Origin of the sequence: Culturomica massiliensis (assembly GCF_900091655.1) — a bacterium.
Classification (GTDB): Bacteria; Bacteroidota; Bacteroidia; order Bacteroidales; family Marinifilaceae; genus Culturomica; species Culturomica massiliensis.
The window spans coordinates 1-1,107 of record NZ_LT594611.1 but is presented as its reverse complement, the minus strand read 5'-3'; the positions used below and the strand labels follow the sequence as shown (position 1 = coordinate 1,107).

The following is a 1,107-nucleotide window of genomic DNA, read 5'->3' as shown; positions in this document are numbered from 1 at the left end:
TACAAGTCAATACATTATAAAACAATTAGTTACTAACAAAATAATACATGATTGTTAATAACTGGTATGTTTTTTTTGATTTCCAAAATTGGAGGGACTGTTCTTCCGAACATGACTGGGACGGACTCACTGTGTAATTTCTGATCTACGGTTTTAAATCAAATCACGCGAATCACGCGGACTTCGCTGAGAAATTTCAAAGGGAAATAAAGGGTTATCTATCCGGATTAAGTCTGGTCATAAAATGAATGGTATACAACCATAAATCAAAAAGAATCAATAGTGTACCGAAAAGTGTGTATTTTCTTTTTTTCATTTGTCTGAGTTCCGCCATGACCTGCTTTTTATCCCTGAGCTTGACTTTACCCGCGATATTCCTTTTCAGGTATATGGTACATAAGTACATAGTTGCAGATCCGCTTTTGCGGAAAGTGTCGGCCAGTGTGTTTTCGATGCCACATCGTTCGTAGCATACCAGCAGGTCAACCGTGCCGCCTTCTCGGTAATGGAAGGCTTGAGAACTTAATTGCCAGATACTTTCTTCTTTGCTCTTTGCAAAAGGAATACAGTCAAGACCATTATTAAAAGGAATAGCCCTCCTATCTTACGTAGCCAATCAGGAGATTGACCTCCAGCTACGTCAATGTAAATTTCAGAGCAAAAAGCTATTGCAAAAAGAAAAATTGTACATAGAGCTATCAAATTAAGAGCCTTTATCTTTGCTGTAGCATCTTTGGCTTTAGAAAACTTGATAAAACTAAAAATCAAAACGTCTACGAAGATGCCTCCAACAACACCTGCAACAATTGCTGGGAGTATATTTTCCATATTTTTAAGCTGTTTTCTTCATTAGACACAAAATTACTCAAAAAATTTCATAACTGCCGTTTTTTCGATAGTGTTTCATTTATATACAAAAAAAGAGTCCCATCACTGAGACTCCGGGGATAAATTGCCTACACTACGTTACGGCTATTTACAAAAAAAGAGTCCCATTTCTGAGACTCTTTCTTTCAAAATTCGGCACCTACCTACTCTCCCACCCTAAGGGCAGTACCATCGGCGTGAAAGGGCTTAACTTCTCTGTTCGGTATGGGAAGAGGTGGA

The 1,107-nt window shown here is 38.1% G+C and carries 1 protein-coding gene, 1 rRNA gene and 1 pseudogene; all 3 read right to left on the bottom strand.

The features are described 5' to 3' along the window. Window positions 1–313 precede the first annotated feature (313 nt). Window positions 314–493 (bottom strand): annotated as a pseudogene (locus tag BN8908_RS19190) (IS256 family transposase); the annotation flags it as partial. Between the two features lie 29 nt (window positions 494–522). Next, complete coding sequence (locus BN8908_RS00010) at window positions 523–828, bottom strand: hypothetical protein (RefSeq protein WP_021987697.1); 306 nt, start codon at window positions 826–828, stop codon at window positions 523–525. A gap of 190 nt (window positions 829–1,018) precedes the next feature. Next, window positions 1,019–1,107: ribosomal RNA gene (rrf, locus tag BN8908_RS00005) — 5S ribosomal RNA — on the bottom strand; the annotation flags it as partial.